Origin of the sequence: Legionella worsleiensis (genome assembly GCF_001467535.1) — a bacterium.
Taxonomy (GTDB): Bacteria; Pseudomonadota; Gammaproteobacteria; order Legionellales; family Legionellaceae; genus Legionella; species Legionella worsleiensis.
Genome location: NZ_LNZC01000031.1, coordinates 192,142 through 209,009, shown reverse-complemented (window position 1 = coordinate 209,009; position 16,868 = coordinate 192,142). Strand labels below are relative to the sequence as shown.

Genomic DNA, 16,868 nt, shown 5'->3' with positions numbered 1-16,868 from the left:
GAGGGCATTTTCGATTTATTTTTGTTGAGAAAAACTGTAAAGAACATATGAAACGCACGATGTTAATTTCTTAACCATATCCAGATGCAGAAACTCATTGGGGCCATGAGCGTTTGAGTGTGGGCCTAAAACACCGGTAATCATAAATTGAGCTTTTGGAAATTGCTCCCCGAGCATTCCCATAAATGGAATGGTACCCCCCTCACCCATGTATGCTGCAGGTTTACCATAAAAAGTCAGTGATGCTTCATTTGCCGATTGCGCTAACCATGGTGAAAGCTCTGGAGCATTCCAACCTTTAGATCCATCATCAACCCTGAAACTGACTTTTGCATGGTAAGGTGGATTAGTCGTCAGAGTGTGGTGCAACAGGCGTGATGCTTCTTGCGGGTTGACCAAAGGAGGTAGACGCATGGAAAGTTTTAATGCTGTTTTAGGACGCATGACGTTTCCGGCATCGGCAATAGGTGGTAATCCATCAGCTCCAGTCACCGTCAATGCAGGCCGCCAGGTTCTGTTCAAAATCAACTCCGGCTCTTCCTGTTGAACCGGGTGAACGCCATTGTGCCAGGGAAATTCACTATAAACCTGGTTACCAAGCACCTCCGCACATTTTTTAGCCTGCTGGATGCGCTCTTGGGGAATATCACAATAAAGCTGTGACAACTTGATTGTTCCCGTGGTTTCGTCTTCTATTCGGCTGATCAATTGTCTTGCAACTCTGAAGCTGTCAGCAACAATACCACTGGCATTACCGGAGTGAACTCCTTCTTGAATCAGCTCAACCGTTAACTCGCCCACTACATTACCCCGTAATGATGTCGTCATCCATAATTGATCGTAGTTTCCGGCACCTGAATCAAGACAAATAACCAGGGATGGTGTGCCTATACGTTCTTTTAACAGGTCTATATAACGAGGTAAATCGTAACTGCCGCTTTCTTCACACGCTTCAATAATCAATACGCAGCGAGGATAAGGAATATTTTGTGCTTCCAGAGCACGAATGGCTGTCAGTGATGCGTAGGCGGAATAACCATCATCAGCGCCGCCCCTACCATACAAAAGGCCATTTTTCAGCACTGGCTTCCAGGGTTCCAAATCGTCATCCCAACCTTCCATTTCGGGTTGTTTGTCCAAATGCCCGTAAAGCAAAACGGTCTCATTTATCTGCCCGGGAATTTCCATAAAAATGAGTGGTGTTCTGCCCTCTAACTGCATGATTTCCAGCATCATACCCTTGGGTGCATGATCAGCACACCATTGAGCAATATGTGCTACGGCTTTATCCATGTAACCATGTTCTTTCCACATGGAATCAAAGTGGGGGGATTTGTTAGGAATTTTAATGTAGTCGCATAAACTGGGCAGTATTTCCTCCTGCCATTGCTGATTAACGTAATCAGACAGTTCTCGGGATTTCAACATGCGCTTGCTCCTTGATTAGTGCTATGATTTTATCCGTGGCAGACTCAATATTTAATGCCTTGATTTTACTTTTTATATCACCTTGATTTTGCATGACTTCTTCTAAAGCGCTTAATAAAGTCTCTGCATTTAAACCCTGATCCTGAATCACCACGCTAATTCCCAATCCTTGAAAATAACGTGCGTTTTGTATTTGATCTCCTCGACTTACTTGCGCCGATAGTGGAATTAACACATGCGGTTTTCCTAACGCCAATATCTCATATAGGGAATTTGCCCCAGCTCGAGAAACGACCACATCTGAAGCTGCAAACAAATCAGCAAGCTCTTCGTGGGCGTATTCAAACTGGCAGTAGCCAGGGTATTGAAGCAAAAGGGGATCAATTTTTCCCTTACCGCATAAATGTATCACTTGAAACTGTTCGGTTAATTGCCCAATTGCAGCTCTCACGCTCTGATTAATTGAGCCCGCTCCCAAGCTTCCTCCAATCACCAACAAACAGGGTTTTTCAGGAGTAAAGCCACACCTCGCCAGGCCTCGGACTTTAGAGCCAGTAAACAATTGTTCACGTATTGGCGTACCGGTCACCTCAATTTTATCCTGTCGCTTGAAGTGCTTTTTTCCTGCCGCAAAAGTAAGACAAATTTTGTTCACAAAAGGAAAAGAAAGGCGGTTGGCTAATCCTGGGGACATATCCGATTCATGGGCGACTACAGGGATTCGATTCAACCAGGCCCCTACAACCACAGGGAATGCGACAAATCCCCCCTTGGAAAAAACCACATCAGGTTTTAAACGATGAAACAAGCAAAAAGATTGCATGATTCCAAAAAGAATTTTAAAAGGATCCAACACATTTTTCAGACTGAAGTAACGGCGTAACTTACCACTACTCACTGCATGAAAGGGGATTCCTATATTCTCAATCATCTCATGTTCTATCCCTTGTTCCGAACCAATATAATGGATAGTCCACCCTTCTGTTTTTAATTGTTTTATTAATGCCATATTGGGTGTAACATGGCCAGCGGTTCCACCGCCTGTAAATACAATACTCAAGTTCATAAGACTTCCCTAACCAATAAACTCAAATCGATTGCCTTGAGTGATTTTGTAATCGCCCCTACCGAAATAAAATCAACCCCACAGCGGGCGATATCTTCTATAGTGTCACTATTAATTCCACCCGAAGCCTCAAGTTCACAATATTTAGGCTGATTGAGCTGTACAGCCTGCGCCAAAAGATCAAGACTGAAATTATCGAGCAATATCCTGTCAGGATGCGCTGCCAAAGCTTCACGCAACTCATCAAGAGTTTCTACTTCTATCTCAACCAACACATGTTGGTTGGTTGCTCTGGCCAGACTAATCGCTTTAGCTATGCTGCCACACGCTTTAATATGATTTTCTTTGATTAGAAAAGCATCGTACAATCCCATACGGTGATTAACCCCACCCCCGCAACTTACCGCATATTTTTGCGCTTTTCGCAGGCCAGGTATGGTTTTACGGGTATCTAACAAGCGGGTTTTGGTTCCGGCTAATTTCTTAACGTAATGATGAGTTTGCGTGGCAGTAGCCGAAAGGGTCTGTAAAAAATTTAATGCCGTACGCTCAGCGGTTAGAATACTACTGGCAGTCCCATGCAGGACACACAAAGTTGCTGGCTTGTCCAGCCAATCGCCCTCGGCTACCAGCCATTCTATTTCAATTTTAGGGTCGACCTGGGCAAAAACTTCATTGACCCAAGGCTGCCCACAGACCAACATCGCTTCTCTGGAAATTATCTCTGCTTCAACAACAAGACGAGATGGCAACAAAGCAGCGGTCACATCACCGGTACCTATATCCTCTTGCAACGCACGCCTTACATCGGAGGCTACTTGTAGTGTGTCTATTTTCAAACCTTGAGTTCCTTTTTCTTGTTAGCATAACGCACTTTTAATAAGGGAGGCGCAATAAACGTAGTAACTAAAACCATTAAAACTATGGATGAAAACAACTCATCAGAAATGACGCCCAAGGTTCGGCCTATGGAGGCAAATACCAGTCCAACTTCACCACGGGGTAACATTCCAATGCCAATCAACAACCTATCGTCTTTACGATTTGCACCCAATCCACTGAGTAATTTACCTATTATCGCAGCACAAATTAAACCACTGGATAATACTATCACGTTCCAACTGTAAAATGTTTCCAACTTGACCTGCAGACCAATTACCATAAAAAACATAGGCGCAAGTATGGACTCCAAAGGAGAAATTAAATGATGGATACTGCGGCTTTCCTTTGGCGGCCCACCCTTTGCTTTAAAATAATCATCATGAATGATAACGCCAGCAGCAAAAGCACCGATAATTGCAGCCAAATGCACAAAGGATGCAAACCATGAAAGAGCCATAACAAAAATAAACGTGATAAACAGCGTCGATTCCCATGGCTCAAGAGGACGTAAAAATTGAACTGATTTACGTAAAAATATAGGCCCTAATACCAAAGCGCCCATGAAAAACAGGATAGACGATATGATAATTCGGAGTACCACACCCAAATCAACCGAGTTGCTTGTAACGACACTACTGACTACAGCTAATAAAATCAACCCGAGGATGTCATCCAGCATGGCTGCACCAAGAATGGTTCTGGCTTCCCGAGTACGCAGTTTATTCATCTCTTTCAGTACTCTGGCAGTGATGCCTATACTGGTAGCACTTAAGGTTGCTGCAATGAATAAATCCGCTTGTACATGTGCCTCAGGCAACAAAAAATATGCAGCAAAAAATCCGAGAATCATTGGCGCCAAAATACCAATCAAAGCAACCAAAATGGATTCTCTTCCAGTATGTTTAAGTTCCTCCAAAGAGCTTTCCAAGCCAACCATAAACAACAAAAAGATAACGCCCAGTCGAGAAAATATATCCACTATATAAGCGATTTTAAGATACTCAGTTCCCTCTGGGCCACTTAAGGCCTGGGTAATTTGCTGAGCATAAAAGGGATTGGGAATTACGGAATTCACTGCCTGACTAACCGAAACCCCCTCTAAAACTTCTTTCATCACAGTGAAAATTGAGGAGCCTTCTCTTAGGATAACGATGAGCTGATTACCAAAAAAATAACTGACATTTCCAACAAAAACCCCCATCAATAATTCACCCAGAACACCTGGCTGGTTAAAACGTCTGGCGGTATATCTGCCTATTATGGCGAAGAGTAAAATACAGGTCACACCAAGCAGAACCGAAGCAACGGGATCAGCATGATCATCAGCTCCTGAGGCGCAAGCAATTACAGGAAAAATGCCTGCTAAAAGAAACAACCATTTAGAACCTCGTATCATTACTGCCTCTCCCTTTACTGTGGTTACTTTGACAGGAAGATTACACGTAACGTCTTCCTGTCAGTCTTTTACTGTTTTGCCAAAAACAAACAGGTTTCCAAAACAGAATCAGGGTTTAATGACACGCTGTCTATGCCTTCTTTCATTAACCATTGTGCAAAATCCTGATGATCTGAAGGCCCCTGACCACAAATGCCTATATACTTGCCTGCATTTTTACACGCAACAATCGCCAAGTGTAATAACGCTTTCACAGCATCATTTCGCTCATCAAATTGCGCAGCAACCAAACCGGAATCTCTATCCAAACCCAGTGTTAATTGGGTCAGGTCATTAGAACCTATAGAAAATCCATCGAAATACTCTAAAAATTCACTCGCCAGCAAGGCATTAGAGGGGAGTTCACACATCATGATCACCCGTAAACCGTCTTTACCCCGCTCCAACCCATGCTGCTTCAATACCTGAATCACACCACTGGCCTCAGAAACGGTTCTCACAAATGGAATCATGATCTCAACGTTGGTTAACCCCATGTCCTCTCTTACTCGTCTGACTGCTTTACACTCCATAGCAAAGCATTCAGCAAATTGAGCAGAAACATAACGAGATGCCCCCCTAAAACCCAGCATTGGATTTTCTTCATGGGGTTCATATAATCTGCCACCAACAAGATTAGCGTATTCATTTGATTTAAAATCGGAAAGACGAACAATGACTGGCTTGGGATAAAAAGCAGCAGCAATAGTTGCTATCCCCTCTTTGAGCCGCTCTATATAAAATTCAACTGGTGATGCATAAGCAACAGTTTTGTCAGCAATAAACTGCTTAAGTTCAGTGTCTTCCAAAGTATCAAAATCCAGCAAAGCTTTGGGGTGTATACCAATAGTGTTGGAAATTAAAAATTCCAACCGGGCTAGTCCCACCCCTGAATTCGGAATTGACTGAAAAGCAAATGCTCTTTCTGGATTTCCCACATTTAACATCACTTTGATGGGTAATTCAGGCATGGTATCCACATCAAGTTTTACTTGCTCAAAGGGCAATAAACCCGCATAAACAATACCTGTATCGCCTTCAGCACAACTTACGGTAACGTCATCACCATCGGTAATGGTTTTGGTTGCATCACCACACCCCACAACGGCAGGAATACCTAATTCACGAGCAATAATTGCAGCATGGCAGGTTCTTCCTCCCCTGTTGGTTACAATAGCAGAAGCACGCTTCATGACCGGCTCCCAATCAGGATCTGTCATGTCAGATACCAGGACATCACCAGGCTGTACCTTATGCATTTCACTTATGTCTTTGATAATTTTGGCTTTGCCCTGACCAATACGTTGGCCTATGCTACGTCCTTCACTTAAAACTTCGCCTTTTTTCAACAAGGTATATCGCTCTAGTACCTGTTTATTGTCTCTGCTTTTAACCGTTTCAGGTCTGGCCTGTAAAATATATAACTTACCGTCTTTTCCATCTTTTGCCCACTCAATATCCATGGGGCGACCGTAGTGTTGTTCTATGATTAAAGCCTGCCGGGCTAATTCTTCCACTTCCAGCGCATTCAAAGAAAAAAGGAGTTGCTCTGCCGGATCAACATCAACAGTTTTAACCCGTCTATCCAGGGTTCGGTCATCACAGTAAACCATCTTTAGTGCTTTACTGCCAAGATTTCTGCGAATTACCGCAGGTTTACCTGCAACAAGTCCGGGCTTGTGAACATAAAACTCATCGGGATTCACCGCACCTTGCACAACCATTTCACCCAATCCATAAGAAGACGTGATAAACACCACCTGGTCAAATCCTGATTCCGTGTCCATGGTAAACATCACACCACTTACTGCCAAATCACTGCGGATCATTTGTTGAATACCCGCAGATAAGGCCACATCATGATGAGCAAAATTATGGTGAACCCTGTACGCTATAGCCCTATCGTTAAACAAGGATGCAAAAACATGTTTTATGCAATCCAAAACCGCATCAATTCCTTTGACATTCAAAAAAGTTTCTTGTTGACCAGCAAAAGAAGCATCCGGCAAATCTTCTGCTGTAGCAGAGGATCTTACCGCAACACTAAAATCATCATGACCAATACGACGGGCTAAATCCTCATAAGATGCTCGAACTGCATGTTCAAATTCAGGGGCGAAGGGGGTATTAACTATCATCTCGCGGATCTGCCTGCCCACTAGTGCCAACTGACACACATCATCCGTATCCAAAGCAGATAATTGCTCGTAAATTTTCTTATCAAGTCCATCACGTGATAAAAACTCCCGGAATGAATCTGCCGTAGTCGCAAAACCGCCAGGAACAGCAACTCCAGCTGAGGATAAATGACTGATCATCTCACCCAGAGAGGAGTTTTTACCACCCACCTGCTCCAGATCCCGCATTCCAAGTTGCGCCAAATCGATAGTATGTATTTTATCCGCCATATCAACCCCAAAGTCATAAAATGATAGCCATTCTACTTAAATTGTCAGTCTATTGGAATGAGAACCTTCAATGTCTTTGAAACTTGGCTCTGTAGCGGTGATTTGTATTGAAAAAACACCAGGTTATTCCCCAGAGCCTAAGGCATAATCACCCATTGTCCTTGGTGCAAATAGCCTATCCTGCAGCAGGATTATCAGCCTCGTCCGTGAATTTATCCTGATTTTTTTGAGCACGAGCGTTCAGATGACAAGCAAGCAAAGCCTTGGAAAAATCCCTGAAAAAGTTATGTTCGCCAATTCGACCAATAATACCCATTTTGCGTAGTTTTTTTTCAACCAACTCATTAGCACCACTGAGGATAACCCGAACCCCACGTTGTTGCATTCCGGCAATCACTTCATCAAGAGTCTGCAAACCAGTAGCATCTATGAACGGCACCCATCGCATTCTGATGATCACAATTTGTGGATCGGTATGGGTATAAGCCAGGGCACGCTGGAACAGTTCTACTGCACCAAAGAAAAAAGGACCTTCAATGGCATAAACCAAAACATCTGAAGGTAATTCAGCGATATTGTGCTGTAGCAATTCCTGAGATAAATCCTCCTGAGACATTTGTTGCACTTCAACGCCCAAAGCCATTTGCCGCATAAACAACAAAATAGCAATGATTACACCAATATTCACCGCCACAACCAAATCGACAAATACGGTCAAAAAGAAAGTCACCAACAATACGAAGGCATCTGCTCTTGGCGCCAAGCGAATTATTTTTACAAAATGATGCGCCTCACTCATATTCCAGGCAACAACAAACAATACAGCGGCAAGAGCCGCAAGCGGAACATTTACTGCCAGGGGAGCTAAAAACAGTATGATCAAAATCAAAGTAACAGAATGAACAATCCCTGATAGTGGGCTGTTTCCGCCATTACGAATGTTGGTAGCAGTCCGTGCTATCGCACCAGTGGCAGCAAATCCGCCAAACAGAGGCGTCAGGATATTTGCCAATCCTTGTCCAATCAACTCTCTGTTTGAATGATGTTGTGTACCGGACATACCATCTGCAACAACAGCGGACAACAAGGATTCTATCGCACCGAGCATGGCAATAGTAAAGGCAGGACCAACCAGTTCTATTATTCGATCCAGCCCCACAGAAGGCCAGGAAAAATCAGGTAAACCCTGAGGAATCCCGCCAAACATACTGCCTATGGTAGCTACTCCCTCAAAATGCATCATTGATTGCAGCATCGTTATTACCACCAAGGCAGTTAAAGGACCAGGAACACGCTTTAATCCTGGAATTTTGTTGGAGTAAATCACGATGAACAGAGAACTGACTCCCAACAAGGTGGTGGATAAATTCAGCTGAGGAATAATCTGGATCAAATGCCATAGTTTTTCATGAAAATGGGCGTCAGTTACAGGGGGTAATCCCAGAAAATACTGCCACTGCCCCACCCAAATGACTACTGCAATACCGGAAGTAAAGCCAATAATCACAGGACTTGGGATGAATTTGATAATTCCCCCCAGGCGGGCAAGGCCAAAAAACAACAGGATGAATCCAGCCATCATGGTAGCAATTTGCAAACCTGATATGCCGTATTTGGCAGTAATTCCGGCAAGCACAACGATGAAAGCACCCGTAGGGCCCGCAATTTGCAGCCTGCTTCCTCCCATTATCGAAACCACCAGACCCGCAACGATCGCTGTATACAAACCCTGTTCGGGCTTAGCTCCAGATGCAATAGCAAAAGCCATTGCCAAGGGTAACGCTACTACGCCAACAATTACCCCTGAGATAATATTGGGTAACCAATATTTTTTTTGAAACAGCCCTGCCCGGTAGGATTCGATTATAGTATTCATTAAAAGAGGACCAATAGATATTATTTTGGGGCTATTATACGCACTGGGATCAAAAATACGTAAATTATGATATAAAATTTCTCACTTTAATTCACATCTTGCCTCGCATCTAATATCATATGTGCTTTATTATCTGGGAAGGCTACCGATGACACTTTCAGCTTTAAACGCAATCTCTCCCATAGATGGTCGTTATATCAATAAAACCAGGGCGTTAAGTCCTTATTTCAGTGAATTTGCTCTAAATTACTATCGTTTGATGGTAGAGATTCGCTGGCTTGAATCTTTGGCAGCCAATGAAACCATTCCTGAGGTCCCTGCCTTAAGCGCCGACTCAAAAGCATTTTTATCTGCTTTGATTGATAATTTCGATGAATCCGAAGCCGCAAAAATCAAAGAATTTGAAAAGCAGACCAATCACGATGTTAAAGCCATTGAGTATTACCTGAAAGACAAATTCCAAAATCACGAACAACTGAAATCTACTGTTGGCTTCATTCACTTTGCCTGCACCTCGGAAGACATTAATAACCTGGCCTATGCGCTCATGGTAAAACAAGCGATTGCTCAGGTTATTCAGCCTACTCTGGCTGAAATTATGGGCAGCATCACCCTGCTTGGTAAACAACATGGCGATGTAGCAATGTTATCCAGAACTCATGGCCAACCAGCAACACCAACTACTATGGGTAAAGAACTGGTCAACTTCGTAGCCCGACTGAAAAGACCCCAGCAGCAACTGGCTGAAGTACTTATTCCCGGAAAATTTAACGGTGCTGTTGGTAACTACAATGCGCACATTATTGCCTATCCAGAGGTAGACTGGCGAAAACACTGCGCTAATTTCGTCACCTCCTTCGGTTTATCCTTTAATCCCTACACCACTCAGATTGAGCCACACGATGGCATTGCTGAAGTGTCACAAATTATGGTACGAATCAACAATATCTTGCTCGATTACACCCAAGACATTTGGAGTTATATTTCTTTGGGCTACTTTAAACAGAAAACTGTTGCCGCCGAGGTTGGCTCATCAACCATGCCCCACAAAGTCAATCCAATTGATTTTGAAAATGCAGAAGGAAACCTGGGAGTGGCGAATGCCCTGTTCATCCATTTCGCTAATAAACTGACTCAATCTCGCTTGCAAAGGGATTTATCTGACTCCACTGTACTTCGAAATTTGGGAGTGGCTTTTTCATACAGCCTGATCGCCTATTACTCCATTACCAAAGGCAATGACAAGCTGCAAATTAACAAAACAGCCCTGCTTGAAGATTTAAACTCCAATTGGGAAGTTCTGGCGGAAGCAGTGCAAACGGTGATGCGGCGATATAACGTTCCAGATGCATACGAACAACTCAAAGCACTGACCAGAGGTCAAGGTGTTGATGCTGAAAGTCTGAACCATTTTATTCAGAATCTATCCATTCCAGATGAGGCTAAAAAACAGCTTTCTTGCCTGACCCCCGAAACCTACACAGGTCTGGCAACACAACTTGTTAAGGCATTTTCATGAACAATACCTTATCCCAACAAGGACAAGGCTTTAAATACGATGTTCTTGTTATAGGTACAGGATTGGCCGGATTGCATTACTGCCTGCAAGTACTGGCAATCCAGCCTCATTTAAAAATTGCATTAATCAGCAAAGTAGAAGCAGCTGAATGCAATAGCCGCTATGCACAAGGCGGTATTGCTGCTGCTTTTTTACCAGAGGATTCTTTAGAATCTCACATTTCCGACACCCTGGTTGCTGGTGACGGATTATGTTATCAACCTGCTGTTGAATTTATTATTCGTCAGGGTCCAGATATCATCAAACAGTTGGTGAACTATACGGTTCAATTCAAACAAAACAAAAATGGCGAATTTAACCTGGCCAAAGAAGGCGGACATTCGCACAGACGCATATTCAATTGCGGTGATCAAACCGGTTTGACAATAACTGAAACATTAAATCATCTGGCCAGACAACACCCCCAAATAGATTTTTTTGAACACCACGTTGCGGTTAATTTAATCACTCAATATCTGCCCCACCGAACCGACAATCAAGGTGAGGTTTTAGGCGCTTATATCCTGGATTGTCAACACAATCGCATCCATACCTTTTTGGCCAATTGCGTCATTTTGGCAACTGGAGGCGCAGGTAAAACATACCGTTATACAACCAATCCTATGGTTGCCACTGGTGATGGCGTCGCTATGGCTTACAGAGCTGGGGCACGAGTGGGTAATATGGAATTCTATCAATTTCACCCTACTCTGCTGCACCATCACTCACTAAATAACTTTTTAATCTCGGAAGCCGTTCGCGGCGAAGGCGCATTACTCAAAAATCCCGAAACAGGCGAGCGTTTCATGAAGCATTACGCCCCTGAACAGATGGAACTGGCAACCCGTGATGTTGTTGCTCGAGCCATCTTTAACGAAATAGAACAAAGCCAGGCAGGATATGTGTATTTGGACATAACCCATCAAAGTAAATCCTTCCTGCAAAAACGATTTCCACAAATTTATGCCACTTTATTATCTGTGGGCATAGAAATGAGTCAGGACATGATTCCTGTAGTTCCTGCAGCTCATTACCAATGCGGCGGAGTTTTAACCGACGTTGATGGCCGTACCGATCTGAAGCGTTTGTACGCTATAGGTGAAGTCGCTTTCACCGGCCTGCATGGTGCCAACCGTCTGGCCAGCAATTCGCTGCTGGAGGCGCTGGTCATGGGAGCAAATGCAGCACGATGCACCCTTAAAGACATTACCTCACCTATTAAATCCATAGATGCCGTGCCCAACTGGAGCTCTCCAGGTGAAGTAAACGCCAGACGTGCCAGTCAAATTAATGCCCAATGGCGAGGCTTAAGAGGCGAAATGACCTCCTATGCAGGAATAGTTCGAACTGAAGCAGGTCTTCAGGATCTACTACAATTAATTATGAAACGAAAAAAAATTATTGAAGAATATTACTGGAAGCACAGCATTACCCGAGATTTTATCGAACTAAGAAATATCATTCTCAACGCAGAGCTCATCGTTAGGGCAGCTTTAGCTCGACGAGAATCACGGGGAGGCCATTACAGAGAAGATTTTCCAGGAAAAAATATCAAAGCTCAAGAGAGCATTGCCAAACTGGGGCCTGTAGATAATTCTTTAGGTTAGAAGGTCTTTGCTTTTTATGATGTCTGAATATTTTTTTTAACGAGCAAGATATTGGTTTAACCCATTGTCAACATCGCCTGATTCATCATCAGGTAAAGGATAAATTCTAACTTAATGATTTTATCCCTAATTACATTAGAGGCAGATTTAATGTTTAAAGATTCGACTATTTACCAACCAGAAACGACCTTAATGCACATACGAAATGATATGAGCATTTGCCAAAGTGATTACCCAATAGATTGGTATCAGGAAGACTTTATACCTTATGCCGAAGAATATCAGGCACTTCCTGATCGCAAATTGACCACTGTATTGGCATGGATGAAGCCCTATATCAAGAAAGCTCAAGATCACTTCGGAGATAAAATGCTCCTGCTTGCGCACTATTACATGGGAGGGGATATAGTCCGATTGATCGAACAGTTTGGCGGTCAAATAGGCGATTCATATCAACTGGCGCTTATGGCTGCCAATCATCCTGAAAAGTCTGTCATTATAGAGTCTGCCGTACATTTTATGGCGGAATCCATCAGTATTCTGGCCAACCCATCCCAGCATGTTTACATCACTAATCCCAAGTCAGGATGCACCATGGAAATGCTTGCCAAAGATTTTATGGTTGAACCTGCTTTTATGGATTTAAACGAGCGCTATGGTGCCGAAAACATTCTACCGGTTTGTTACATGAATACTTCAGGCCGAGTTAAAGCAATGACGGGGGCACAAGGTGGTGCAGTTTGTACCAGTTCTAACGTCAAAAAAATAGTTCAATGGGCACAAAAGCAAAATAAAAAAATACTTTTTATTCCCGATCAGCACATGGGAGAAAATGTAGCGTACTGGCTGGGTATTAAAAATCTTGCCTATTGGCCAGGTGGAACAGCAGGTGCTCGCTACTCTCTGGCGGAACAAGATAAAAAAACTCTGGATCAATTTGATAAAGCGCAATTAATTTTATTTGCGAGTGAATGTGCGGTTCACACCCATTATCAACCTGAAATGTGTGAATACTGGCAAGAGCAAGGTTATGCCACCATAGTACATCCGGAATGCCGTAATTCCGTGATTCGAGCAGCCCAGTTTTCCGGCTCTACTGCATTTATATGGGATCACGTGGTTCATGACAAAGCAGGAACCAAACGCTATGCAATAGGAACAGAAAACCATATGGTTGCCAACCTGAAACAATACTGTAAGGGGCTGGGAATAGAGGTGGTTAATCTGGCAGAGGCACCCAAAAATAATGAGGAAAAAGGCATAGGCTGTGGCTGCGCTACCATGTCACGTAATGATCCACCTCATCTCGTTGCTTTGGTTGATTTATTGCGCCAGGGTAAAAACATGGCCTACAACGAAGTTAAGGCCGGTGATGTGGTAAACGAATTTACCGGAATCAGAAACAGACTCCCGGTAAATGATCAACAATGGGTAATAGACAACGCCAAGAAATCTCTCGAAATGATGATTAACATAACAGAAGATCGTATTTAACGTTATAACTGGGTAGCATTTTCAAATTAAAGTAAAGGCACAGGTTAAATTGTGCCTTGAATCATTTCAGCGATGCCGCCCACGGCTGTGATGACGAGATTGTCTTTACTTAACAGCTCACCTCAGACGCATGGTCACAGGACAATGGCGCTTAATCGACTTTTAGCGTTCAGAAGTATCTGCCACATAAAACTCGCATTGAGTTAAACCCTGGGTACACACATAACCACCTAACGTATCTATCCAGTTATTATCCGTCCGGGCAGGAATTTTTGTCAGAATCTGCCACCAGATGGAATAGTCACCGACAGAGTTTCGGTACGTACAGGTCACACCTTGACCATAACTGGCAACAAGAATATTGGCTTTAACAAAACGGGTATTTTCTTCCCCTTGCGGTTTATTCACAGAAAAAGGATTTTCTACCCACGGAGATGGCGGCACCCCCCATCTCAAAGAAGTGGTGTCAGGATCAGGGCATTGAGTACAAAAGCCAGAAAAACTTTGAGCCAATAAAACAGTACCTAAAACCCAAAAGCCACATTTCTTCATACCTACCTCACTCAACACTGATTTAGTCTAAATATAATTCAAATTCAGGTCATTATTCAGTTAAGTGACTAAAATTGTCAAATAACAAAAAAATAGATGATTTATCAAGAACCATTAATCAAGATAATCCCTAAAGAACGCTGTTTTTTATTTTGAATAAAGATATTTTTTCTAAAATCTCTTGTTCGCATAATTATCTTTGTTATAATGGCCGCTTGTGCCGGGGTGGCGGAATTGGTAGACGCGCCGGATTCAAAATCCGGTGATGGTGACATCGTGTCGGTTCGAGTCCGACCCTCGGTACCATTGAGACATTTTGTAACAGTTCTCAATGGTTCACAACGGCACATAACCTCTTGATTCTTATTGAAATAACAATGACTTTCTCTTCTCAAACCTTTCTCAACTATTCGTTATTTTTCGCATATAACCGCGAGCACTTTGGGTAAGATCTTGGGTAAGACTTTTTATCCTTCCATTCAAAGTTGCCGCTTAGTTGAGGTAATTACAAATGCTTTCAGATGCAAAGATTAAATCCTTAAAAATAGAAGATGGAAAACGCCATGCTGATCGAGATGGTTTAGTACTTGAAATAAGACCTAGTGGTAAAAAGGTATTTATCTTTCGTTTTCAATGGGAAAAGAAACCACAAACAATGACGCTGGGCAATTACCCTAGTTTAAGTTTGGCTGACGCTCGTACCATTGCTATTGCACACCGTGATTTACTGAGCAAAGGGATTGACCCACGAAAAAGAGATGTTCCCGAAATCCCAAAGCTCATCTTTAAAGAAGTAGCGGAACAATGGCACGCAAAAAACTCTCATCTATGGAGGACAGTTACAAAAAACCGTCACCATAAAAGCCTTGTTAGAGATATTTATCCATACATTGCTAATAGCCCTATCGACACAATAACTAAAGCAGAGCTACTACAAATAATCCGCCCTCATGAAGCACTAGGTCACCATGAAATAGCGCATCGACTACATGCTAGATTAGAAGCTATCTTCGAATTTGCGGTTGGTTCTTCTCTTACAGAAAATTATCCTTTCATTGGACTGAAAAAAGTATTAGCTCCAAAACCACGTGTAATTAATCAGCCAGCAATAAATTTTAATGAAGCCCATGAAATGTTGTCAGTGATCAAACAAAGTCCAGCAACAAAAATAAACAAAATTTACATTGAACTCTTGGCTCATCTGTTTACGAGACCATCAGAGCTAAGACTAGCTCAATGGAGTGAGTTTAATCTGCAGCAAGCTGAATGGAATATACCTGCTGACCGCATGAAGATGGCGGCAGCGCATTGGGTTCCCTTATCAAAAAAAGCATTAGAGTTACTTAAAGAGCTGCGCCTTATTACCGGTTTCACTCCCTATTTATTTAATTCACCAACAACCAAAACACATCAACCAATCAGCGAAACCAGCGCACGCAAGTTGCTCCATAATTCGGGGTATAAAAATAGACACACATTGCATGGTTTTCGCGCTCTAGCCTCTACAGTTTTACATGAGCAAGGAGACTTTAGAATAGATGCAATTGAAGCTCAGTTAGCACATAAAATACAAGGAGTACGTGGAATCTATATGAGGGCAGATTTTAAAAAAGAACGTAGAAAGCTCATGGATTGGTATAGCAATTGGCTGTGTACCCCTTTGACTCAATCAATTAAATTTAAAGGAGCCCAATAATGGAAGTTTATGAAGATCCTGCTCGTACTGCAGAATTACTCCCGAGATTAATGAATAGTTATATTCCAGATGATCCCTACACTCCACAAACCATTTTATTTATACAAGAAAAATTGAATGAATTAATAAAAAGCGAAATTTCACCACAACACGTTATAATAATAATTTCTTCTTGGCGCCATTATCAAAAATTAATTAATACAGGTCGAAGTGCTAAATTGAGGAGGCTAAAAAGAAACATTCAGAAGCTCATCCCTCTTCGTGATGAAATTTTGATGGACATTCATAACAGCGATCTTAAAGCTTTTAACCATAAAAAAGAGGATATTTTAGCTATATTTGGCAAACGAGAAAAAATTGATGAATTTCAGAAGTACTTACATCGAAAACATGGATCACCTTATAACAAATACACCCTAACAAAACTATTTTATTATGAATTGCTATTCATAGGAGAATCTTTCGGATTAACCCCTCCCCTAAACTTTTATAAATCGAGCCCTTTGAAAGCTTTTTTAAAAATTATTGCAGAACCGTTACCTGAAAAATATAAGTCAACCGATGATATGCTTGAATTTTACTGTCAACAATATGATAACGCAAAGAAGCAAACACACATTCAAGATAAAATCACTGCATTAATAGAAATGAGTAGTTTATATCGATCAAATTTAATTAAATGGGAATTGTTATTAAATATTTACAGAAATGAAATTTCTCCTTTAATCCTATCTCATGAAGCACAGCCCAAAGACACAACATCATAAAAGACGCAGTGTCTTTCGGGTCAGCGATAAAAATATATTTCCTTTAAAATTCTTCTGAACTCGTGAGAAAGGTTCAGAAGAATAAGTCATTTTTTAACA

The 16,868-nt window shown here is 42.2% G+C and carries 12 protein-coding genes and 1 tRNA gene; 6 read left to right on the top strand and 7 right to left on the bottom strand.

Annotation, left to right across the window (positions count from 1 at the left end; translation table 11 throughout):
• Positions 1-15 precede the first annotated feature (15 nt).
• From Lwor_RS12685 to Lwor_RS12660, 6 genes are all read right to left on the bottom strand, one after another.
• Entirely contained in the window at positions 16-1,428 is a 1,413-nt protein-coding gene (locus Lwor_RS12685; protein WP_058494243.1) for a M20 family metallopeptidase, read from the bottom strand.
• Positions 1,403-2,494, bottom strand: a complete 1,092-nt coding sequence (locus Lwor_RS12680; protein ID WP_058494242.1) for an undecaprenyldiphospho-muramoylpentapeptide beta-N-acetylglucosaminyltransferase — start codon at positions 2,492-2,494, stop codon at positions 1,403-1,405. The genes Lwor_RS12685 and Lwor_RS12680 overlap by 26 nt, the downstream gene beginning before the upstream one ends.
• Entirely contained in the window at positions 2,491-3,333 is an 843-nt protein-coding gene (gene nadC, locus Lwor_RS12675) for a carboxylating nicotinate-nucleotide diphosphorylase (protein ID WP_115091047.1), read from the bottom strand. Before nadC ends, Lwor_RS12680 begins: the two co-directional genes overlap by 4 nt.
• Complete coding sequence (locus tag Lwor_RS12670; RefSeq protein ID WP_415582913.1) at positions 3,330-4,769, bottom strand: cation:proton antiporter; 1,440 nt, start codon at positions 4,767-4,769, stop codon at positions 3,330-3,332. Before Lwor_RS12670 ends, nadC begins: the two co-directional genes overlap by 4 nt.
• Positions 4,770-4,840: 71 nt before the next feature.
• Positions 4,841-7,219 (bottom strand): phosphoenolpyruvate synthase, encoded by a 2,379-nt coding sequence (ppsA, locus tag Lwor_RS12665; RefSeq protein ID WP_058494240.1) that lies wholly within the window; start codon positions 7,217-7,219, stop codon positions 4,841-4,843.
• A 175-nt stretch (positions 7,220-7,394) separates the two neighbouring features.
• Positions 7,395-9,095, bottom strand: a complete 1,701-nt coding sequence (locus Lwor_RS12660) for a SulP family inorganic anion transporter (RefSeq protein WP_058494239.1) — start codon at positions 9,093-9,095, stop codon at positions 7,395-7,397.
• 148 nt (positions 9,096-9,243) lie between these two features.
• On the opposite strand from Lwor_RS12660, the gene purB reads away from it, so the two are divergent.
• The 3 genes from purB (at position 9,244) to nadA (ending at position 13,754) form a co-directional block, all read left to right on the top strand.
• Positions 9,244-10,614, top strand: a complete 1,371-nt coding sequence (gene purB / locus Lwor_RS12655) for an adenylosuccinate lyase (RefSeq protein WP_058494238.1) — start codon at positions 9,244-9,246, stop codon at positions 10,612-10,614.
• Complete coding sequence (nadB, locus tag Lwor_RS12650; RefSeq protein WP_058494237.1) at positions 10,611-12,260, top strand: L-aspartate oxidase; 1,650 nt, start codon at positions 10,611-10,613, stop codon at positions 12,258-12,260. The genes purB and nadB overlap by 4 nt, the downstream gene beginning before the upstream one ends.
• A 150-nt stretch (positions 12,261-12,410) precedes the next feature.
• Complete coding sequence (gene nadA, locus Lwor_RS12645) at positions 12,411-13,754, top strand: quinolinate synthase NadA (protein WP_058494366.1); 1,344 nt, start codon at positions 12,411-12,413, stop codon at positions 13,752-13,754.
• A gap of 162 nt (positions 13,755-13,916) precedes the next feature.
• On the opposite strand, the gene Lwor_RS12640 is transcribed toward nadA, so the two are convergent.
• A complete protein-coding gene (locus Lwor_RS12640; RefSeq protein WP_058494236.1) occupies positions 13,917-14,306 on the bottom strand; it encodes a DUF3757 domain-containing protein in 390 nt (129 codons plus the stop codon).
• A 219-nt stretch (positions 14,307-14,525) separates the two neighbouring features.
• Between Lwor_RS12640 and Lwor_RS12635 the strand changes: the two genes are divergently transcribed.
• The 3 genes from Lwor_RS12635 (at position 14,526) to Lwor_RS12625 (ending at position 16,769) form a co-directional block, all read left to right on the top strand.
• A tRNA-Leu gene (locus Lwor_RS12635) sits at positions 14,526-14,612 on the top strand.
• A gap of 205 nt (positions 14,613-14,817) precedes the next feature.
• On the top strand, positions 14,818-16,002 hold the full coding sequence (locus Lwor_RS12630) for a tyrosine-type recombinase/integrase (protein WP_058494235.1): 1,185 nt from the start codon (positions 14,818-14,820) through the stop codon (positions 16,000-16,002).
• A complete protein-coding gene (locus Lwor_RS12625) occupies positions 16,002-16,769 on the top strand; it encodes a hypothetical protein (protein ID WP_058494234.1) in 768 nt (255 codons plus the stop codon). The genes Lwor_RS12630 and Lwor_RS12625 overlap by 1 nt, the downstream gene beginning before the upstream one ends.
• Positions 16,770-16,868 lie beyond the last annotated feature (99 nt).

Coding starts and splice junctions, on each gene's coding strand:
- Lwor_RS12685 (WP_058494243.1), bottom strand. CDS start 1,428: ATGTTGAAATCCCGAGAACTGTCTGATTACGTTAATCAGCAATGGCAG.
- Lwor_RS12680 (WP_058494242.1), bottom strand. CDS start 2,494: ATGAACTTGAGTATTGTATTTACAGGCGGTGGAACCGCTGGCCATGTT.
- Lwor_RS12630 (WP_058494235.1), top strand. CDS start 14,818: ATGCTTTCAGATGCAAAGATTAAATCCTTAAAAATAGAAGATGGAAAA.
- Lwor_RS12660 (WP_058494239.1), bottom strand. CDS start 9,095: ATGAATACTATAATCGAATCCTACCGGGCAGGGCTGTTTCAAAAAAAA.
- purB (WP_058494238.1), top strand. CDS start 9,244: ATGACACTTTCAGCTTTAAACGCAATCTCTCCCATAGATGGTCGTTAT.
- Lwor_RS12625 (WP_058494234.1), top strand. CDS start 16,002: ATGGAAGTTTATGAAGATCCTGCTCGTACTGCAGAATTACTCCCGAGA.
- Lwor_RS12640 (WP_058494236.1), bottom strand. CDS start 14,306: ATGAAGAAATGTGGCTTTTGGGTTTTAGGTACTGTTTTATTGGCTCAA.
- ppsA (WP_058494240.1), bottom strand. CDS start 7,219: ATGGCGGATAAAATACATACTATCGATTTGGCGCAACTTGGAATGCGG.
- nadA (WP_058494366.1), top strand. CDS start 12,411: ATGTTTAAAGATTCGACTATTTACCAACCAGAAACGACCTTAATGCAC.
- nadB (WP_058494237.1), top strand. CDS start 10,611: ATGAACAATACCTTATCCCAACAAGGACAAGGCTTTAAATACGATGTT.